The organism is Peribacillus sp. N1, from assembly GCF_054600815.1.
Genome location: NZ_BAAHZO010000003.1, coordinates 66,096 through 85,793, shown reverse-complemented (window position 1 = coordinate 85,793; position 19,698 = coordinate 66,096). Strand labels below are relative to the sequence as shown.

The following is a 19,698-nucleotide window of genomic DNA, read 5'->3' as shown; positions in this document are numbered from 1 at the left end:
GTACACCTGGGGAGGACAACATGGGAAATGACCAATTGAAGAAAACGATTGGCTTTTGGGTTGGAACATCTATTGTAGTTGGAACAGTTATCGGTTCTGGTATTTTTATGAGACCTGGTGACGTGCTTGAGTTAAGCGGTAATTCAACCATGGCTTTGTTAGCTTGGCTGATAGGCGGTCTGATTACCCTTGCAAGCGGGTTGACGATTGCAGAAGTGAGTACACGGATTCCTAAAACGGGCGGCTTATATGTCTATATGGAAGAAGTGTACGGTAAAGCATGGGGATTCCTATGCGGCTGGGTTCAGACATTGGTATACGGACCTGCAGTCATGGGCGCACTCAGTTTATACTTCGGGTTATTAGTTGCAGGAATATTTAAGATCGCTTCAAGCTACTCTTTGGCGATAGGGATTCTTACGATCGTATTCATAGCAGGCATGAACTTGCTGGGTACAAAATACGGCGGTATCATCCAAACCTTATCAACCGTTGCTAAATTGATCCCAATTATTTTCATAGCGGTGTTCGGTATCGTACAAGGTGATATGCCTGTATTCAATGTCGATAGCGAAAGTTCAATGAAAATCAGTATGGCCGGTGCGATTTTGGCTACGCTCTGGGCGTATGATGGCTGGATGAATGTCGGCTTCATGGCAGGGGAAATGAAAAATCCGCAGAAAACGCTGCCGCGGGCAATCATAACGGGATTGGTCGTGGTCATGGTCGCTTACTTGGGTGTGAATCTTGCCATGCTTTCTGTATTGGGGGCGGAGGGAGTCATAGCGCATGGTACGAATGCAGCGAATGTTGCGGCAACGCTTTTATTCGGTGAATTTGGCGGGAAATTGATATCGATCGGAATTGCGATTTCAATCTTCGGTTGCTTGAACGGAAAGCTTTTGACCTTTCCACGCATTACCTTGGCGATGGCGACTGATAAAATGATGCCAGGCCATAAACAAATCGGAAAAATATCGCCCAAGTTCAAAACGCCTATAAATGCGACGGTATTGCAAGTGATCATTGCAATCATCATGATGGTTGCAACAGACCCTGACAAACTTACCAATATGGCCGTATTCTCTGTCTTCTGTTTTTATGGATTAGCTTTCTTTGCGGTCTTCATCTTACGCAGGAAAGATCCGGATGCAAAAACGTATAAAGTGCCGTTTTACCCATTCATCCCCATCGTGGCGATTGCTGGCGCAATATACATTGTTTTAAGCACATTAATCCAAACACCTTTAAATGCCCTGTACTCGGTGATCATCCTCATTATAGGTATGCCAGTGTATTGGCTCCTTAATAAAAGTGAGCGGGATGGTAAACGTTCATATTAATGAAAAACCCTTCACTGCGTGCAGTGGAGGGTTTTTGTGATTAGCTGGAACATAACTTTCCCTTTGGACAAAAGTGACGAAATAGACAACTCGGGAAGTTCGTATTAACATAGGGGGAAAGTTAAATAGTGAAGGGTCTGAACAAAAGTGAATTATATCGAGCCTGCTGGTAAATCATTCAGGAAAACAATCTTGGCTTTATTTCTTGGTAGCTTTGTAACGTTTGCGGATCTGTATAGTACCCAACCGGTCATTCCAGTTTTCGCAAAGCAATTCGGAGTCTCTCCTGCAATGGCAAGCCTTACATTATCTTTCGCAACAGGAACGCTTGCACTCTGTTTATTGCTTGTTTCTTTTTTCTCAGAAAATATCGATAGGAAAAAAATAATGGGGACGGCGCTCACCTTGTCTGCATTGTTATCCATATGTGTCAGCTTCATCCAGGATGATCTATACATCCTAATTGCGATACGGGCGATTCAAGGAGCCGTGCTTGCAGGTTTCCCGGCAATTGCGATGGCCTATATCAATGAAGAATTTCATCCGAAAAGCCTTGGCTATGTGATGGGAATCTATGTGAGCGGTTCGAGTATCGGGGGATTGGCTGGCAGGCTGATTGTCGGCGTGCTGACCGACCATTTCTCGTGGAACATAGCGATTGGAAGCCTTGGGGCTTTAAGTTTAATCATCAGTCTGGCCTTTTGGTGGATGCTTCCGCCTTCACAGCATGCCGTCCGCGCAGGAGTCTCTTTGTCGAGAATCAAAACCTCCCTGATCAATAACTTAAGGAATAGCGGACTAGTACTCTTATTCGGCATGGCCTTCCTATTAATGGGCTCGTTCGTTACCGTTTATAACTTTGTGGGTATACCTTTAATGGGACCGCCATATCATTTATCACAAACATTGATTGGCTTCATTTTCATAATCTATCTTGTGGGGACATTTAGTTCAACATGGATGGGAAAGCTCGCCGATCAATATACTCGAAGGATTGTACTTCTTACCGGAATCGCTATTATGCTGATGGGCGCCCTTTTAACCCTATTGGATCCGCTTTTGCTGAAAATAATGGGGCTTGCACTGTTTACATTTGGCTTTTTTGGAGCACATTCAATTGCGAGCAGCTGGGTCGGAAGCTTGGCTGATAAGAGTGAAAAGGCACAAGCATCCGCTTTATATCTCCTGTTTTACTATGCGGGATCAAGTATAGTGGGGGCATCAGGCGGTATATTCCTGATGAAGTTCGGCTGGGGTGGGGTCATCTCGGCTGTCTCGATCCTGATCATCCTGGCTGCCGCTTGTGTGGTGATGGTTGAAAAGAGAATCGTTAAATAAAATGATCTTTTCTATCATGTTTTTTCGGAATGCTGAATATAATCTAGTGAAAATGGATATTGAATAATAGATTGATAAGAGAAGAGGGTAATAGATAGAGTGAATCGAAAAGCAGTAATTCTCATTGGGTTAATAGCCGTTTTAATTATATTATTCGTTGTATACTTAACAAGTCCGGGCAGATTGGAAAAGGTGGAGATTGTTGAAAAATACTATCCTCATTTCTCCGATGGCAAGGCAGTCGGTTTTAAGACGAACGAAGTCATTGATGTTACGGAAACCGAAGAGGGATCCAATTGCGCAATGAAATTCAGCAATGGGAAAACGTTGGAAATTGATTGTGACCGTTATTTAACATACAAAATTGATGAAACAGTCTATATTACCACTGAAGGAAACCATGTGAAGGAAATCCGGAGAAAAAGGTAGTGGCTTTTCAATAGTTAATGACGGGAGAGCTGAGATTGCTTAATACAACAAACTCAGCACTTTTATTTTATCCAATGAAAAAACCCAGACCATTTTGGACTGGGTTTTTTCATTTTTTATCTTTGCTTTTACTTTTAGCCTTTTTATTACGCCGTAGTACATCCAAGATTCTGCGGCTGTTATTTTTACTGTTTATGAGTTCTACTAAATCGCTCATGTTTTCAGATTCGAAGTCTTGTTGATCTTTTTTCATGATAATCCCTCCAAGTCATATATCATAATACCCTTATAAAAAAAAGGGTAAACGTCTATTATCATATTGGTAATAGAAGGATTTTATATCCTTAACCATTAATTATTTGATAAAATGTGATAAAAGCCCTGTATGGGAGGTCTACATGGAAGAATTAAGAATGATCGGTGAAAAAATTGAAAAATTTAAATATATCTTAGTGGAGCATATCGAGTTGTTTGAAGAAGAGGAACCGCTCTATGATTTTGAAACCAGTAAAGAGGTACGGTCAAAGCTTATTCAAATTCATGCAGATGCCTTGATTCATGGAAAGGCACAGGCAATGGAAAGTATGAAAATAACGGGTATGGAAATAGGTAAGCGCATCGTGGATATGGGCATTCCTTTAGATAAGAATATTGAGGAAGCTCAAGCGATGCGTAACCTTTTCTGGAGTTTCATTGAAGAAGAAGTAAGCAATCGCTATTACTCGATTGAAATTCTGCTAAAGGCAAGCTCGATAATTGATGCAATCCTGGACCAGTTCATACACTGTGTGAGTATCAGTTACGTGAATCATTATAAAGAAATGGCGAAAATGGCAAACGATTCTTTGCAGAAGATAAAAGAAAACCAAGAAGTCATGGAAGAATTGTCCACCCCGATCGTTCAGACCGTATTAAAGGATGTGCTGCTCCTACCGTTGATCGGACGAATTGACGATTGGAGAATGGAGTCGATGCAATCGACGGTACTGCAAAAATGTGCAGATCTGCATGCGGAAGTACTGATCATGGATTTCTCCGGAATTAACTTTACGAAGGAAAGCAATATGCTCTCCCTGTTGGATCAATTAGTGGGGGCACTGGCGTTGATGGGTACGGAAACGATGTTTGTCGGCTTTAACCCTGATGCCGTGAAAGAGATCGTCAAACTTGATTTCGCAAATCAGGTAAAAGCCTTCCTATCATTCAGGCAGGCACTGGAATATCTGTTTAAACAAAGAGGGCTGGCTCTTCAGCCAGTATGATGGAGGTACCCTATTTTAGGGTATCTTTTTCTATGTCATGTAGTTCCCAGGAAGCTTTCATACTTTATCGTCCATCGATATTTCTTCATGATATAGTTAATGGCGTAAGGGCATGTTGATTTTCATTTAAGTAAAGTGAATAATGTAAAGCGTGTAAGGAAGGTGGACGAAGAGTGTTTTTTAAGAAAAATGAAGAACCTGATCATAACGAAAAATGGTATTGTGTAGGAATCATGACGGATAAAGGGTTGGAGGACGAAGAATATGATATTTTGTCCAAACGCATCCTCGAATCGGTCCAAAATGTCTCGGTCATATCGGACTTGGTAAGGGCCGAATGGGATCGGGATAAATTGCGAGCCTTGAACGAGCGTTTTCGGGACCCCTCATTTTCCGACCCATGTTTTATCATTAATGAATTCATACCAGAGGATATAAAAAAGGAAAGAAAACTTCTCGAGAAAACTCATAAATGGAAGAGGCTACTTGGTCTTCTTTCCGTGATTGAATACATGGAAGCCGAGACGAAGGCGGCCCATGACTTTGATAAAGCTCTCTTTTATACAGACGATGCAGATAAAGTCATTGAATACATTATTGCAAATAGCTAGAATTCCCTGCCACATCGATACATTGTATCGGTGTTTTTGCATTTGATTTAATGTTTATCGGAGCAATTTCGCGGTAGAAATTCGACCTTGCCCAGGAAAAATTCGTCCTTGAACCTTTCCAGCCTTACTGAAATAAAAAGAGAGAATGTAATGATGTTGGTAGGAAAGATGGGTGGAAACGCGGAATATCTTAAATAGAAAGAAAGAGAGTTTTATGGGGAGAGAGAGGGAGATGAATCGATGGAAGTTGCCGTACCTCAGCAAAAGCCAAAACGGAAGTGGAGAAAGCGGGTGCTATGGAGTTTTGGAATCATGATGATACTTTTGCTGTCTGTCTTGATTGCTGCAAATGTATTTCTTTCAAGATCCTTGCCGGAAACGAAGGGGGAAATATCGCTTCCAGGTCTTTTGAAACCGGTTACGGTGGTGAGGGATTCAAGTGGGGTCCCGCATATCAACGCAGCGAATGAACATGATTTGTATTTAGCCCAAGGGTATATCCAAGCACAGGATCGTTTATTTCAAATGGATTTAAGCAGGCGTCAGGCTTCAGGAAGATTGAGTGAAGTGATTGGTGAGAAAACCGTCAAAAACGATAAGTATTTCCGTACACTTGGGTTGAGGCGGGCGGCTGAAGCCTCTTATGCAGCGTATTCAAGTGACGGGAAAGATGCCTTGGATGTGTTTGCCGAGGGAGTAAATCTTTATATCAATGAATTGAAGGAGAATGGGAAATGGCCGGCGGAGTTCACTCTGCTTGGATACGAACCAGAGCCGTGGACACCCGTCGATTCGCTGACCATCGGTAAATATATGGCCTTTGATTTAGGCGGGAACTGGGAGGATCAGGCGTTTAGGCAGTATTTGCTGCAAACGTTCCCCAAGGAAAAAGCATATGATTTATTCCCTAATTATCCAAAGAGCGCTCCATATATCATCAGCAAGGAAGAACTGGATATTGAAAAAAGTTTTGCCGGGGCCGTTATTCCTTATGAATTCAACGGCAGCAATAACTGGGTAGTTTCAGGCAAGAAAACGGATTCCGGTCAGCCGTTATTGGCCGATGACCCCCATCTGGGATTAGCTACACCGTCCGTTTGGTATCAAATGCACTTGGAGGCCCCGTCGGTCAATGTGAGCGGTGTTATTTTTGCCGGGATTCCGGGAATCATCCTCGGTCATAACGAAAAGGTGGCTTGGGGTGTGACCAATACCGGTCCGGATGTACAGGATCTGTATATTGAGAGGAGAAACCCGGAAAACGAGAAAGAATTCTCCTACAAAGGCAACTGGGAAAAAGCTGAAATCTTGGACGAACCCATAAAGGTGAAGGGTGGTAAAACACTCGACTATAAAGTGACGGTTACCCGCCATGGACCGGTTGTCTCCGAGTTTGCTGGGAAAAGCGGAAAAGATACCGTGCTTGCATTAAGGTGGACGGCACTTGATCCATCTGCCGAGCTTGAAGCGGTACTGAATATGAATAAAGCGGGAAGCTGGAAAGAATTCGAAAAGGCCCTCTTGCAATTCGAAACGCCGGCCCAGAATTTTGTCTTTGCCTCAGTCGACGGGACCATTGCCTATAAGGCGAATGGGAAAATCCCAATCAGGAAAAAAGGCGATAGTATGCTGCCTGTACCTGGCTGGACGGATGAATTTGAGTGGAAAGGCTATATCCCCTTTGATGAACTTCCAAAAACGGTGAATCCGGAAGAGGGATTCATTTCGACAGCGAATAATAAAGTCATCTCAGATGATTATCCTTACCACATCAGTAATAACTGGGCACAGCCGTACCGTCAGATGAGGATACAGGAGTTTTTAAAAGCCAATAAAAAGCTTACGGCCGAGGATATGCAAAGCCTGCAGATGGATACAGTGAATTTGCAAGCTAAGGAGTTTGTTCCTCAATTCGTGGAGGTATTGAAAGGTCCATCTGGGAAAAAGGAAGACCAGGCACTAACGATTCTGAAAAAATGGAATCATATTGATTCCGTTGATGAAGCGGCACCGATGATCTTTAATGTCTGGATGCGAAAAATAGGTGATGTTCTGCTTAAGGAAGAAATACCGGAGGAAACCCTCAACCTCTTTAATGGAAGGCGGTCGGCCGTCGATGAACTACTAAGGCGGGCACTGGACGGTAAGCCGGGCCCTTGGATTGATGAGGCGGGCGGACTTGAGCAGGTGCTTGCCAAGTCGCTGCAGGAGACATTAACGGAACTGGGAGAATCACAAGGTGACGATATAGCTGATTGGGAATGGGGAGACTATCATCAGGTCAGGTTTAACCACCCGCTCTCGAGTGTCGCCCCATTAAATTATGTATTTAACAGCGGCGGCGGAATGCCGGTAGGCGGCAGCAGTGTCACCGTACAGGCGGCGGCATTTTTAGATGATGGAACCGTTAATCATGGCGGGTCCTGGAGATTTGTCATCGACCTGGCCGATATGAATCAAGGATATCACCTTGTTGGCCCTGGTCAATCAGGTAACGTGAAAAGTGAGTGGTACCACGATCAGCTTGACGATTGGGCAGAAGGTACTTATCATAAAACCACTTTAGACGACCCAAAAGGTGATACGCTGACATTGAAACCATCATACTGATATTCAGAAAAAAGTACCAAGCCCAGCATCCTTGCTCTGGACTTGGTACTTTTTCATTGTTTTTGCTTAGTAAGGAATTCTGCAAGAAACTCCTCAAAATTAGGGGCCTCGATTGCTGCGATTTTTTCATATGATTCAATGATCTTAAGTTTAATTTCTTGCTCCAGATCATTCCGGTCTTGATAGTTCGTGTTTTTTAACGATTTTTTTATTTTAGGATTCAAAGAGTCGATTAGATCCATTAATTCTTCTTTTGACAGTTTTTTATCCACAATGGCTTTTCTCCTTTCTAACATATACCTCATCCATATAGTGCTTTCGAAGTTTTTTTAGAGCTTGTTTACGGATGCTTGAGATATTCTGTGGCGACTCATGGAAATAGGCAGCAATTTCCTTGTTGGATAGGCCGTAGGAAAAGTTCATGGTCAGCACCAGGTTTTGTTTGGCTGTTAACTTCTGCAAGGCTTTTATCATCTCTTCATCACTTATGTGTGAAGCGAGTTCATTCGTTTCCCCCATCTTTTCAAGGTGAACGTCCAAAGTGCCGATTAGATCGATCAATCCGCCAGTATCCCTTGGTGTCGCATCAAGTACCATTCGATAGCGTTCCCGCTGCTTCCGTGCCCTTTTATCAAAGTCAACAGAGAAAAAGTAAATTAAGGAGCACATGTATTTGTATACTTTAGCCCGGTAATAGAAAATTTTGAAAGTCTCGTTGAGATGGCAAATGTTGTGGGGAGAAGGGGAATCAAGAGTTTCAGTGAAAATCTTTAAATGCTCTGGGTTCTGTAAAAATACTTGAATGATCGGTTGCTCAAAGAAAGATGAGTACTGTTGCTGCAGAAACTCCAATGAATGAGAAAAAAAATGAGAAGTTAATTGGTTCATTGTTATCCCTCCTTTAATTAATAAAGTGATAGACAAGGGGAATAAATCAATTATATACGAACATTCGTTCTTTTTTCCATGAATCAATAGTGCTAGATTGATTTTTTTAAACAAGTTTCACTTTAGATATCAGATACAAGAAAAGGGGTGAAGAGGATGATGATTGAGGATGCTACTATGTGGGTTTCATTAGTTAGTGAATTTGGCTATCCACTCGTCGTTTCTATGTTTTTGCTCTTCCGCTTCGGTAAACAATTAAAAGAACTGACAACGGACGTAGAGAACTTAAAAAAGTCCGCTCATAAAACGAAAAAACGATAACCTCAGGACGTATGTGCCAGGTGATAAACACCGAATTTCGGATTCTATTCTAATAAGGGTCCGGAATTCGGGATAAAAAGAAATCGGTACTATCTGAAAATCAAGACTGTATTACATCCCTCCCTAAAACTCAAATAAAAAAATGATAAACCATTATTTGGAATATAGCACAAAATAGGTAAAAAATAATCCTCAAATGGAATCATTTTACTACTATAATTCATCCGTCAATGGAATTAGATAGGAAATCCTCCCCTCGTACGATTTTAGTTTTATGGATTAAAGTGAAAATACTTTTAAAAAAACAACATTCATCAATAAACTTATAGAAGTATGCGGCATCCGAGTAAAAGGGTGCTGCTTTTCTTATTGTTTGGTAATAAACTGATAATATGGAAAAGGGGTGGGGAAAATGAAGAGTCAACAGCTAGAAGATATTCGGATCCTGCAGCATGAATGTGAACTGGAAGGTTTTACTTTAAAGCTGAACTGGGAAACGCTTCGCAGTCGAAATGGTGTGAATAAGAATGACTTTTTTCACTATGAAGGATTGAAGCTTGTTGGTTTTCTCGGTCTATACGATTTTGGAAACAAAGTGGAGATGTGCGGAATGGTGCATCCTGATTACCGTAGGCAAGGCGTTTTTACAAAGCTGATGGAAGAGGCCATAAGGAGTGCCGCGGAGCGCAACTATAAGTTGATTCTCTTGAACTCACCTGCTCAATCCCATTCAGGGACAGGATTTTTGAAGCAGCTCAATTGTGAGTTTGCTTTTTCTGAGTTTCAAATGAAATGGTCCGAAACGGTGCTTGATGATTATGATGATGCAGTCGTTCGCCCTTCGCGGAGAGGGGATGAGGAAACGGAAATTCAGCTGGATATTCAATGTTTCCAATTTACGAAACAAGAGGCGAAGGATTATTATCAGCGCATCCTCAATGAGGATACTCTGAAAACCATGATGATTGAAAAGGGTGGCCGAGCGGTCGGTAAGATCCGTGTTGATCACTCTGGCCGGGAAGCTTGGATTTATGGATTTTCCATTTTGCCAAAATACCAGGGAAAAGGACTTGGCAGAAAGGCATTGAAAAAGGTCGTAGCCGAACAATGCCAGCTGGGATATGATATTTTTCTCGAGGTAGAGGCGACTAATGAGCATGCTTTAAGACTCTATGAATCTTGTGGATTCAAAACCATTCAAAGACAGGATTATTATCAATACAAAGGCTGAAGGATACTTCGATGACATTAAGTGTGAGGGGGATGGGGTGGATGTTGATCTTATTCAATTATAATTGGCAGGTCCGAAATGAGTGGCTCAAGTGGTGCCGGTCCTTACCGAATGAGGAGCTGAAACGGCAGCGCATAGGAGGGCTGGGGAATATATTGAGGACACTCGCCCATATTATCGATGTCGAATGCAGCTGGATCAGGGCCATACAAGGGAAGCCTGATGTCGCGATCGATTTGGAAGCTTATGATACGATCGAAAAAGTGGAGGATTTATCTATCCGTTATCATTCTGAGGTCATTGACTATTTGAACTCGCATTCCATTGAAGATGAGAATGGAATGATTCAACCAGCTTGGATGGAGGGGACATACGAAAAAGGCAGGATACTGCGCCATCTGATAGCGCACGAAATTCACCATATAGGCCAGCTATCCATCTGGTCGAGGGAGATGGGCATCGATCCGGTATCCGCCAGTTTAATAGATCGGGATTTATAGGCTTTATGTTTTAAAAACTGGTAATGCAATTTGCTTTACCAGTTTTTTATTTTAAAGGAATTCCGCAGGTTTTTTCAAAAAAAAAGGGATTATGGAAGGAGGACAAGCAGGGAATCCATATTGGATATAATGGTCGCTTCACAGGAAAACTCCTTGGTCTGGATGGGACAGGTCAATTCATGATATAAGGAATTTTTCGTCTTAACGCAGTAGGTTATAACATATTAAATAAAAAGGATTAGCGTATTAGCTTAATCCTTTTTATTTATTTGTCATATATATTAATATTTACGCACTCAAACTTTTGTTAATTTTGGCTTTTGTGTCGCTGGTTTAATGTATTTAGTTAATAACCAGCGTGAGATTGGTCCAACAATCAGTAACTGTGATGGTAGCGCCACGATAAAGTTTAGACCAACTGTTTTAAGGTAAGCTATGAAGATTGAACCCTCAATCCCAATCATTAAACTAGTTAAAATAAGCCCATATACTGACATAATAAGGACCATTACAGGGACCATGCAAAAGGCAATTGCAATAATAAAGTTGGATTCTTTCGATTTATCATAAGGCAGTGATAATGCAAGTTTACGCGCCTTCGGTTCAACTATTGACTCTGCAATAAAAGCGACGATAAATGTTACCGCAAATTGAATTACTGCACCCCCTACGGTAAACGATGACAAGCCGTGTAAAGCTGTGTTGTAAACTGACATAATAAGGACCATACCAAAACACATAAAAAGTCCAAAGATTATGCCTTCCTTTTTATTACTAGGCAAATAAAAACATCCTTTCTTTTAAGCGTAAATGTAATTATATATGCCGAAAAATTTTTACATAAGTGACATTTTTATGACTTTTATTTTGAGTTACGTTAAATTACACTTTTGTTTTGATGAAACCTTGTTTATAGAGGCTTGGCAAAAAAACGAATGAGAAAAATCAATAGATGAAGAAAACGATAAAGAATAGTAACGAATTTAATTTGTTTCAATGGTTTAGATGATTTATTGGATTCTTCAGTAAGCATTTCATTAAGCAGGTTGGCTCATGTGCATGGGCCAGCCTTTATATATATTTGAAGGAAAAAAGGTCCGTGTTCACTGAATGGAAATAGGTAAAAAGTACCGTTTATTCAAAATTAGTAATATTAAGGTAAATTTTGGCGTTTATTCAACAAAATCATGATATATTATTCTAGCATTTTACAAAAATAGAAGGGTTGTGAAGTATGTCGTTCAAAATGCATGTTAATAAGATGCTCGCCCCGATTCTTGCTGTGAGTTTGATTACAGCCCCATTTGCCGTGCCGGGGGAGACATCCGCCAAAGAGTCTAATAAGAAACCGGCCAAGACTGAACCATTTACGATTTCAGCTCCTACTGTTAATTACTCAAAAGGCACCAAAGCGACTGTAACGGTCACACCGAAAAAAGGGAACAAAGGAAATGAAACCGTTGTCTTTCAATTAATGAATGGGACGAAGGTCATTTCACAGTCAGCCATTGAGGCGGATATTAAATCGGCCCAAAAGTTCTCTGCGTACTTCAACTCGTACAAATCGGGTTATTGGATCAAAGTATCGGTTGTCTCCAAGTATAACGGCAATACGAGTAACTTCGGCAACAGCCTGGCAGCCTCCGTTTCGGATGCACCTTTTGAACTAAGGATCATGGAAACGACAGATATACACACTAATCTGGTGAGCTATGATTATTATAAGGATGCCGTATCGGACTCTGTCGGCTTTTCCCGCACGGCTTCTTTAATCAAACAGGCACGAAAAGAAGTGAAAAATAGCGTTTTAGTGGATAACGGCGACCTTATTCAAGGGACGCCGCTAGGTACGTACAAAGCGAAAATAGCGCCGCTGAAAAAGGGTGAAGTCCATCCTGTCTACAAAGCGATGAACTTGCTAGACTATGATGTGGCCACATTCGGCAATCATGAATTCAATTATGGTTTAGCTTATTTGGAAGAGGCCATCAATGATGCGAACTTCCCTTATGTCAATGCCAATGTTTATAAAAAAGATAAAGACAATGATTCAAAGAATGATAAAAATAAATATACTCCTTATAAAATCGTCACAAAGAAAGTAAAGGACATCAATGGAAAAGAAAAATCAGTAAAAATAGGCTACATTGGATTTGCCCCTCCGCAAATCATGGATTGGGATAAAACGAACCTTGAAGGTAAGGTCATTACAAAAGAAATCATCACGACTGCAAAAAAATATGTACCTGAAATGAAGAAAAAGGGCGCGGATGTCATCGTGGCGCTCACGCATTCCGGATTTAATGGCGATACCAAGAATACCGAGGATGTCATCTATTCATTAAGCAAGGTATCCGGCATCGATGCCATCACTTTCTCCCACACGCATAAGGTCTTTCCGGCACAAGATGAGGCTTCTTTAGACAGCCTATTCAAAGATAGCCAAGGAAAAGTCCTTAAAGGCGTGGATAATAAAAAGGGTACCATCAATGGTGTACCAGCCGTTCAAGCAGGATATGGCGGCAGTAATCTCGGGATCATCGATCTTGATATCCAGAATATCAAGGGGAAATGGAAAGTCGTCAATTCCGATTCATCAACACGTGCAATCAACGATAAAATAACAGGAAAAAAAGCTGCTGAAGATGCATCTGTCGTCAAAGCCGTGAAGAAGGATCACGAAGGAACGATCAAGTATGTCAACACGCCAATTGGAACGACTACAGCTCCAATTCATAGTTACTTCGCCCTTGTGCAAGACGATCCTTCCGTACAGGTCGTGACGAGCGCACAGAAATGGTATGTAGAAAAATACATCCAAAGCAACCGTCCTGAATACAAGGACTTGCCGATTCTCTCTGTAGGAGCCCCTTTCAAAGCGGGTCGCAATGGAGTCGAGGAATTCACCGAAATCAAGGAAGGCGGACTGACCATTCGCAGCGCCGGTGATTTATATTTATACGATAATACCTTGAAGGCAATCAAGATCAAAGGGTCAGTTGTTAAAGAGTGGCTAGAAATGTCTGCCGGGAAATATAATACAATCGATCCTGCCAAGTCTGAGGAACAGGAGCTGCTTAATGGAAAGTTTGCCGTTTATAACTTTGATGTGATTGACGGCGTTACGTATCAAATCGATGTCACCAAAGCTCCGCGCTATGATGAAAAAGGGATAAAAGTGTCGGATTCAAGCAGGATTGCAGATTTGAAATATAATGGTGAACCAGTGGACCCGAATCAAGATTTCATCGTAGTGACGAATAATTACCGTGCTTCGGGCGGGGGGAACTTCCCGGGAGTCAAGGGCAGCGAATATGTAGTTGACTCTGCGGATGAAAATCGCCAGATCTTGATGGATTACATCACACAAGAGGGTGAGATCAATCCAACTGCTGATAATAACTGGTCGATTGCCCCGATTTCAGGTAAGGTGGACGTTACTTTCACCTCATCACCTAAAGGTGCGGAATATTTAAATGAAGACAGCCCGATTTCCTATACAGGCAAAAAGGATGATAAAGGCTTTGGCATTTACAAATATAATTTGGGAAAAGAAAACGTTAAGGTGCAACTGCTCGGGATCAATGATCTTCACGGCCAGCTTGATACCACTTCCGATTTTGGCGGTATCAAACAAGGGCGTGCCGATTATTTAGCTGCGCACTTGAAGCAGCGTAAAGCTGAAAACCCTGAAAATACACTTTTACTTTCGGCAGGGGATGCTGTAGGTGCAAGTGCACCCGTTTCTTCTTTGATCCAGGACAAACCGACGCTTCAGTTTTTGAATGATATGAAATTCGATGTCGGAACTGTCGGGAACCATGAGTTCGACAAAGGGGTAGAAACCCTGATGGCTCAAATCAATGGCGGAAAGTCGCCAACATCCGATGTGGTATTCGATAAATTGAACTTTCCATATGTAGTTGCCAATGTCGTATATAAAGACACGAAAAAACCGATTTTGGACCCTTACGTCATAAAAAAGGTCGGCGGGGTTGATATTGGGTTCATAGGTGTAGTCACGAATGCCACACCTCAAAAAGTAAGTCCGGATGGCATTAAGAATGTAGAATTCATAGAACAGGCACCTGCCGTAAATAAGGCGGTTAATGAGTTGAAAGAAAGAGGCGTCAAATCGATAGTGATCATCTCACATGACCCAGGCACTGAAAAGGAAGGGGTCATTACAGGAGAAGTGGCTGATCTTGCTAATGCTGTGAATGATGAAGTAGATGTGATCTTAGCAGGAGATAATCATGCGAAGGTCAACAACTATGTGGATAATAAATTGATTGTACAAGCTTACTCTTATGGAACGGCTTTTGAAGATGTGGATTTGGAAATCGATCCAAACACAAAGGATATTGTTAAAAAGTCAGCTGAGATTGTCACGGTTACACAAGATGGCATCACACCGGATGCCGGGACGACGAAATTCATTAACGACTATCTAGACATGTTCCCCGAGTTGAAAGCCCCGCTTGGGACAACGGATGAGAAAATTTTAAGAACCAATGCGTATACGCAGGAAACGGGCCTTGGGAATTTAATTGCCGATTCCATGAAGGCAGATTTGAATTCCGATTTTGCCTTCATGAATCCAGGCGGAATTCGTGCAGATATTCCAAAGGGGGAAGTCACTTTTTCCGATTTAGCGAAAATCCAGCCGTTCGGAAATGTATTGGTTAAGCTGGAACTGACTGGAGCGGAAGTGAAAACGCTGCTTCAACAGCAATGGATCGTTGAAGGATCTCCGAAAACCTTGCAAATTTCTGGACTGAGCTATACAGCCGACTTCAGTAAACCTGTCACGGAACGCGTCACCTTATTGGAGAAAGCGGACGGAACACCTATCAAGGATACCGAAACTTACACGGTGGCCGTCAATGATTTCATGGCAAGCGGCGGTGATAACTATACCGTCCTGAAAGGAAAAGAGCGTGTGTTTGGACACGCTGACCTGGAAGCATTCGTTAACTATGTAAAAGAAACCTTTAAAGGCGGAAAGATCACGGCAGAAATTGAAGGCAGGATTACGAATATCAATAATTAATATAGGTTTACTCGTGAAAACTGAGCATTTACTCGTGAGTTTTCAATATTTACTCGTGAAACCTAAAAGAGAGCGCTCCTTAATACAAGGGGCGCTTCCTTTTTTGTGATTAATTATTCCTGAAGATGGAAAAGTTCAATCCCAATGCAAAGGTGACCCAAGCAATATAGGGAACCATCGCTAAACCGGATGTACGGTCTATTTTATAAAACTCGAATGCCGTTAATGTAATCAAGGTCAGCAGTGCAGCCATTTCAATAAAAGCTGTTCCGCGCAAGCCCCATTTGAAGAATAAAAAAGACCATAAGAAATTCAACCCTAGTTGAGTATCATAGAGGCGTTCAGCGGACTTCGATTCTTTTTCTTTGGATGCAATGCGATATTTCGCTATTCCCATGATTGTATAAAGGCTGGTCCAAGCAACGGGGAAAGTCCAGGAAGGAGGAGCAAAAGCAGGTTTCTTGAGTTTGTCATAAATTTCTTTTGAATTCCTTGTGGCGAATATCCCCACAAGTGAGCCTCCGACCACAGGTACCAATACACTTTTAGCTAATTTTCCGTAGTTCATAAAGCGATCCTCTTCTTTCTTCATTATTTGTATGTTCTTATACCTTTACCTTCTCATCTGAAAATAAAACATCCCCTTTAATCAAGAAGTGTAACTTTCTTCCAAACTTTACGTCGGTACTATTAAGAAAAGGGGGAATACCGATGAACCGTAAAATAGTGATGTTTATGTTCAGTTTGTTCCTTTTACTTGCTGGATGCAGCAGTAATGAAAAAAATGATTCTGCTTCTGAATCACATGATGAAAAGGCGGAAAGTAAAATGGACGCTTCAATTTCCGGGAATATGGTGCAACAGGAAGAAGCAGCGGAAAAGGAAGGGGTGACGGATGAAAGAAAGGTCATCCATCAAGCCCAGCTTGAGTTGAAGGTGAAGAACCTCGAAAAGGCACAAATGAAGATTGAGAATAAGGTGGCTGAATATGGCGGATATGTTGTCGAGTCCAATGTATACAGGGAAGATGAAGAACTGGTGGAAGGAACGATCACTGTTCGGGTCCCTGAAGCCCATTTTCAGGATTTTCTAGCCGATAGCGAGGGTGAGGCTTCAGAAGTGGTCGGAAGGAATGTGACAGGACAGGATGTAACGGAGCAATATGTAGATTTAAAAGCAAGATTGAAGTCAAAGAGAGCAGTAGAGGAAAGGTTGCTTGCATTCATGAAGGATGCTGAGAAGACCGAAGATTTGTTGAAAATATCATCCGATCTTGCCGTGGTTCAAGAAGAAATAGAGCAGCTGACCGGGCAAATGAAGTATCTTGAGAACCAGACCTCATATTCGACGGTTACCATCACGTTATCACAGGACCGGATAGTTGTGCCGGGCATTGATAATAAGGAATTGAATACATGGGAAAGAACGAAGAAACAACTTGCAACAAGTGCGAATCTATTACTTAAAGCGGGTTCAGGAATCATTGTTTTTATAATAGGAAACTTGCCTATCCTCATTATTTTAGGCGGAGTTGGTGCAGCGGTCCATTGGGTGATCATAAGAAGGGGTAAAAGGTGAAGGAAGAAAGAGAGGGTGCCAATTAGATTGGCACCCTCTGACATTTATCTTTTCCGTTTATGCAAGCCGGTCACATAATACAGGGCTACCAACAGTAAGATCCAAATCGGACCAACGATTAGAGCGATTCTTGTATCTGCTGAAAAACCGAGTACTACCATTACGAATACTAAAAAGGCTAAAGTTAAGTAAGAAGTGAATGGGAAAAGAGGCATTTTGTAAGACAAGCCTTGTTTTTCTCCCTGACTCATTTTCCGTCTAGACATGATCTGTGTGACAAGTATGGTTCCCCATGTCCAGAGTGCACCGAATGTAGCGACACTTGTGACGTAAGTGAAAACTTTATCGGCTTCCATGTAGTTAAGGTAAACACCGAAAAGAAGCACGATAGCCGAAACGATAATGGCAACGCCAGGAACGCCTGACTTTGTTGTACGTTCGAAACTTTTTGGTGATTCACCTTGCTGCGCTAGGTTGAATAACATTCTTCCTGTACTGAAGATCCCGCTGTTACAAGATGAAAGGGCTGCTGTCAGTACGACAAACTGAATGATTCCTGCTGCGCCTGGAATACCGATTTTATCAAACATCATAACGAATGGACTGTTTTCCCCATTCATTTCATCCCATGGAGTGATTGATAAAATGACTGTCAGAGCTAAAACGTAAAAAAGTAAAATCCGATAAAAAACCGTATCGATGGCTCTTTTTAAAGATTTTTCAGGGTTTTTAACTTCACCTGCGGTAACACCGAGCATTTCAATTCCCAAATAGGCGAACATGACCATTTGGAACGAGAGGATGACACCAGAAATTCCATTCGGGAAAAATCCTCCATTTTCAACAAGGTTGCCGAATCCGACTGCGATTCCGCCATTCCCCAGTCCAAAGATGATCATTCCAAAGCCAAGGACGATCATAAGGATGATCGTTACGATTTTAATAAGGGCGAACCAAAACTCCAATTCACCGTAAGCTTTTACAGCAAGAAAGTTAATCGTTGTCATGATGGCTAGTGCGGCTAACGCCCAAGCCCATTGCGGAGTATCAGGGAACCAAAACTGCATATAGATTCCGACTGCAGTAATTTCAGCCATACAAGTGGCGATCCAAACGAACCAGTAATTCCATCCGGTTATATATCCGGCAAGAGGACCGACAAATTCGCTTGCGTAGCGACTGAAAGAGCCTGCGACTGGATTTTTTATCGCCATTTCACCTAGTGCACGCATGATAAGATAGATCATAAGTCCGCCAATGGCATAAGAAATGATGATGGCTGGACCAGCTAATTTAATCGCAGATGCCGAGCCGAGAAATAATCCGACTCCAATGGCTGCGCCAAGAGACATTAATGCGATATGTCTTTCTTCCAAACCTCTATGTAGTTGAGATTCTTTGGAGTTTTGCATAATTTTCCCCTTTTCTATGTTGGAGTTTAATTTTCTCTATCTAGCATTTTATCACTAGTAGAGGAGAATACATATTATTTATTGATTTTTCACATAATATTACAACTAAATAATATATTTTAATAGGAAGAATGTAAAGCAAAAAATGAAAACGCTTACTACGAAAGTGATCCTTTAATTTTTCATCGTATAATAATCTTTCGAAACTAATTATAATGCTATACAAACAAAATAAAATTATGTGATTTTTCTAAAAATTTAGACATTTAACAGTGGACAAGCTGTCCCAAAAATAAGGAACAGCTTGTTCGTTTCATCATTGCCACATGGCGGAGGCCCATTCAGGATGTTCAATGAAAGGGTTGCGATTATGCTAATATTGATTATAAGTGATCTCATTTCGGTTACGCTCGAAGGCATCTACAGGATCCTGTTCATTCCACTCCGGTAAGAAGCCATTCCATTCCATGAATCGATTGATACTTATTTCCTGAGAAGTCGATTTGATTTGTATAGTTATGGGGAAAGTATTGTCAAAAAAGAGAAAACAGCTAGTGATGCTTAGCGAAATTTAGGGGAATAGCCCGGGAAATATCGAAGGCTGTTATGAAAATGAAAATGATACGAAAAACCGTCACCATTCGACTTACTGTTTCAGTATATAGATCCTAAAGTATGAAACCGTCAGTATGCTACTGACGGTTTTTTTTACTCTGTTTTATAAGAAGACTTTGAATGAAACTCAATAACAATGATCCGATTAAAGCTCCCCAAAAAGAATTTATTACAAAGCCACTGACGGCATAGGAAGTGATTTGGAATGTGAAGGCATTGATAATGAAAGAAAACAACCCGAACGTCAGGATGGTGATCGGCAATGTGATAAGCTGGAGAATGGGCCTAACCAGCAAGTTCATGATTGATAATATAAAAACCGCCAGCAAGGCTGTTCCGTAAGATTTAATCGTGATGGAGTCGAGAAGCCAGTCAATAACGAGCAATACCAGCCCGTTGATAAGAAAACGCATAATTATGTTCATGAAAAACTCCTCCTGAAGTCACCTTAACTACAAGTCATTATACTAAAATTTCATGAATTTCAGTTATATGTTTGCAGAATTG

Annotated in this window: 18 protein-coding genes and 1 pseudogene; 11 read left to right on the top strand and 8 right to left on the bottom strand. The window is 41.5% G+C overall.

The features are described from left to right. The first annotated feature begins 20 nt into the window (after positions 1 to 20). The 3 genes from ACYP5M_RS13285 to ACYP5M_RS13275 all read left to right on the top strand — a co-directional run bounded on the left by ACYP5M_RS13285 (position 21) and on the right by ACYP5M_RS13275 (position 3,110). Complete coding sequence (locus tag ACYP5M_RS13285; protein WP_434168027.1) at positions 21 to 1,343, top strand: APC family permease; 1,323 nt, start codon at positions 21 to 23, stop codon at positions 1,341 to 1,343. A gap of 147 nt (positions 1,344 to 1,490) precedes the next feature. Then, positions 1,491 to 2,681, top strand: coding sequence for an MFS transporter (locus tag ACYP5M_RS13280; protein ID WP_230176222.1), 1,191 nt, complete (start codon positions 1,491 to 1,493; stop codon positions 2,679 to 2,681). Between the two features lie 99 nt (positions 2,682 to 2,780). After that, positions 2,781 to 3,110 (top strand): hypothetical protein, encoded by a 330-nt coding sequence (locus ACYP5M_RS13275; RefSeq protein WP_101223592.1) that lies wholly within the window; start codon positions 2,781 to 2,783, stop codon positions 3,108 to 3,110. Positions 3,111 to 3,219: 109 nt separating this feature from the next. Here ACYP5M_RS13275 and ACYP5M_RS13270 read toward each other — a convergent pair whose 3' ends face one another. Continuing rightward, on the bottom strand, positions 3,220 to 3,363 hold the full coding sequence (locus ACYP5M_RS13270) for a hypothetical protein (protein ID WP_157831056.1): 144 nt from the start codon (positions 3,361 to 3,363) through the stop codon (positions 3,220 to 3,222). 145 nt (positions 3,364 to 3,508) lie between these two features. Between ACYP5M_RS13270 and ACYP5M_RS13265 the strand changes: the two genes are divergently transcribed. The 3 genes from ACYP5M_RS13265 to ACYP5M_RS13255 all read left to right on the top strand — a co-directional run bounded on the left by ACYP5M_RS13265 (position 3,509) and on the right by ACYP5M_RS13255 (position 7,593). Continuing rightward, positions 3,509 to 4,372 (top strand): STAS domain-containing protein, encoded by an 864-nt coding sequence (locus ACYP5M_RS13265; protein WP_434168026.1) that lies wholly within the window; start codon positions 3,509 to 3,511, stop codon positions 4,370 to 4,372. A gap of 173 nt (positions 4,373 to 4,545) precedes the next feature. Next, the gene (locus tag ACYP5M_RS13260) at positions 4,546 to 4,983 is read left to right on the top strand and encodes a hypothetical protein (protein WP_434168025.1); all 438 of its coding nucleotides are present in this window, start codon (positions 4,546 to 4,548) and stop codon (positions 4,981 to 4,983) included. A gap of 240 nt (positions 4,984 to 5,223) precedes the next feature. Beyond that, on the top strand, positions 5,224 to 7,593 hold the full coding sequence (locus tag ACYP5M_RS13255; RefSeq protein WP_434168024.1) for a penicillin acylase family protein: 2,370 nt from the start codon (positions 5,224 to 5,226) through the stop codon (positions 7,591 to 7,593). Positions 7,594 to 7,646: 53 nt separating this feature from the next. Here ACYP5M_RS13255 and ACYP5M_RS13250 read toward each other — a convergent pair whose 3' ends face one another. Together ACYP5M_RS13250 and ACYP5M_RS13245 are read right to left on the bottom strand one after the other, a co-directional pair. Next, on the bottom strand, positions 7,647 to 7,865 hold the full coding sequence (locus tag ACYP5M_RS13250; RefSeq protein WP_101223589.1) for a hypothetical protein: 219 nt from the start codon (positions 7,863 to 7,865) through the stop codon (positions 7,647 to 7,649). After that, positions 7,858 to 8,481 carry a sigma-70 family RNA polymerase sigma factor gene (locus ACYP5M_RS13245; RefSeq protein WP_434168023.1) on the bottom strand — a complete coding sequence of 208 codons (624 nt, stop codon included), beginning with the start codon at positions 8,479 to 8,481 and terminating at the stop codon, positions 7,858 to 7,860. The genes ACYP5M_RS13250 and ACYP5M_RS13245 overlap by 8 nt, the downstream gene beginning before the upstream one ends. Before the next feature lie 156 nt (positions 8,482 to 8,637). Between ACYP5M_RS13245 and ACYP5M_RS13240 the strand changes: the two genes are divergently transcribed. The 3 genes from ACYP5M_RS13240 (at position 8,638) to ACYP5M_RS13230 (ending at position 10,533) form a co-directional block, all read left to right on the top strand. Continuing rightward, on the top strand, positions 8,638 to 8,802 hold the full coding sequence (locus ACYP5M_RS13240) for a YvrJ family protein (protein ID WP_434168022.1): 165 nt from the start codon (positions 8,638 to 8,640) through the stop codon (positions 8,800 to 8,802). A 412-nt stretch (positions 8,803 to 9,214) separates the two neighbouring features. After that, positions 9,215 to 10,033: a GNAT family N-acetyltransferase gene (locus ACYP5M_RS13235; RefSeq protein WP_459735155.1), complete on the top strand. Its 819-nt coding sequence runs from the start codon at positions 9,215 to 9,217 to the stop codon at positions 10,031 to 10,033. 41 nt (positions 10,034 to 10,074) lie between these two features. Next, on the top strand, positions 10,075 to 10,533 hold the full coding sequence (locus ACYP5M_RS13230) for a DinB family protein (protein ID WP_459735154.1): 459 nt from the start codon (positions 10,075 to 10,077) through the stop codon (positions 10,531 to 10,533). A 296-nt stretch (positions 10,534 to 10,829) separates the two neighbouring features. Here ACYP5M_RS13230 and ACYP5M_RS13225 read toward each other — a convergent pair whose 3' ends face one another. Continuing rightward, positions 10,830 to 11,315 (bottom strand): DUF2798 domain-containing protein, encoded by a 486-nt coding sequence (locus ACYP5M_RS13225; RefSeq protein WP_434168019.1) that lies wholly within the window; start codon positions 11,313 to 11,315, stop codon positions 10,830 to 10,832. Positions 11,316 to 11,767: 452 nt separating this feature from the next. On the opposite strand from ACYP5M_RS13225, the gene ACYP5M_RS13220 reads away from it, so the two are divergent. Continuing rightward, the gene (locus ACYP5M_RS13220) at positions 11,768 to 15,586 is read left to right on the top strand and encodes a bifunctional 2',3'-cyclic-nucleotide 2'-phosphodiesterase/3'-nucleotidase (RefSeq protein ID WP_459735153.1); all 3,819 of its coding nucleotides are present in this window, start codon (positions 11,768 to 11,770) and stop codon (positions 15,584 to 15,586) included. Positions 15,587 to 15,695: 109 nt separating this feature from the next. Here ACYP5M_RS13220 and ACYP5M_RS13215 read toward each other — a convergent pair whose 3' ends face one another. Then, positions 15,696 to 16,154 carry a TspO/MBR family protein gene (locus tag ACYP5M_RS13215; protein ID WP_232782953.1) on the bottom strand — a complete coding sequence of 153 codons (459 nt, stop codon included), beginning with the start codon at positions 16,152 to 16,154 and terminating at the stop codon, positions 15,696 to 15,698. A 143-nt stretch (positions 16,155 to 16,297) separates the two neighbouring features. On the opposite strand from ACYP5M_RS13215, the gene ACYP5M_RS13210 reads away from it, so the two are divergent. Then, positions 16,298 to 17,164, top strand: a complete 867-nt coding sequence (locus ACYP5M_RS13210) for a DUF4349 domain-containing protein (protein ID WP_434168017.1) — start codon at positions 16,298 to 16,300, stop codon at positions 17,162 to 17,164. A gap of 44 nt (positions 17,165 to 17,208) precedes the next feature. Here the strand turns inward: ACYP5M_RS13210 and ACYP5M_RS13205 are convergent, their stop codons facing one another. The 3 genes and pseudogenes from ACYP5M_RS13205 to ACYP5M_RS13195 all read right to left on the bottom strand — a co-directional run bounded on the left by ACYP5M_RS13205 (position 17,209) and on the right by ACYP5M_RS13195 (position 19,616). Continuing rightward, positions 17,209 to 18,576 (bottom strand): amino acid permease, encoded by a 1,368-nt coding sequence (locus tag ACYP5M_RS13205; protein ID WP_101223582.1) that lies wholly within the window; start codon positions 18,574 to 18,576, stop codon positions 17,209 to 17,211. Positions 18,577 to 18,949: 373 nt separating this feature from the next. Then, a pseudogene (locus tag ACYP5M_RS13200) lies at positions 18,950 to 19,027 on the bottom strand (ribonuclease); the annotation flags it as partial. A gap of 241 nt (positions 19,028 to 19,268) precedes the next feature. Continuing rightward, positions 19,269 to 19,616, bottom strand: coding sequence for a phage holin family protein (locus ACYP5M_RS13195; protein ID WP_101223581.1), 348 nt, complete (start codon positions 19,614 to 19,616; stop codon positions 19,269 to 19,271). Positions 19,617 to 19,698: the final 82 nt, after the last annotated feature.